The organism is Polaromonas sp. P1_G2 (assembly GCF_056405515.1).
This window is the reverse complement of record NZ_JBFUBY010001186.1, coordinates 1-445: the sequence shown is the minus strand read 5'-3', so window position 1 is coordinate 445 and position 445 is coordinate 1. Positions and strand designations below refer to the sequence as shown.

Below are 445 nucleotides of genomic sequence, written 5' to 3'. Positions count from 1 at the left end.
GGCCTGAACGCCAAGATGGACGATCTCAAGGGCAATGTCTTCAGCGACAGCGAATCCCAGGTGGCGCTGAGGGAGCTGGAGCGCGACGCTTCGTCGAAGACGGCCGTCTACGAGAGTTTTCTCGCGCGTGCACACCAGATCACCGAGCGCGAGCAGATAGACACCACCAATGTCCGGGTGATTTCGACCGCCGTGCCGCCGGCCGGCCGCTCATGGCCTCCGCGCACCAGCATCGTTGTCGGCGTTGGTTTTATCGCGGGCTTCATGCTCGGCTTGCTGTTTGCAGTCATCCGCGGCATTTTCCGTGATCTGCGCGAGCCACCGTTCCGGTCTGGCGAATTTCGCGCGTGACGGCCGAGAGCCGAAAGCGCCTCGTCTTCCACACGCCGAGCCTTAGGGGCGGCGGCGCCGAGCGCGTCTTCGTCCTCATGGCCAATGAAATGGC

The 445-nt window shown here is 63.6% G+C and carries 1 protein-coding gene; it reads left to right on the top strand.

What is annotated here, in order from left to right; all coding sequences use genetic code 11:
• Nucleotides 1-351, top strand: a 351-nt coding sequence (locus AC1D0P_RS29690; protein WP_477680010.1) for a GNVR domain-containing protein, incomplete at its 5' end; no start/stop codon positions are given.
• Between the last annotated feature and the right edge of the window lie 94 nt (nucleotides 352-445).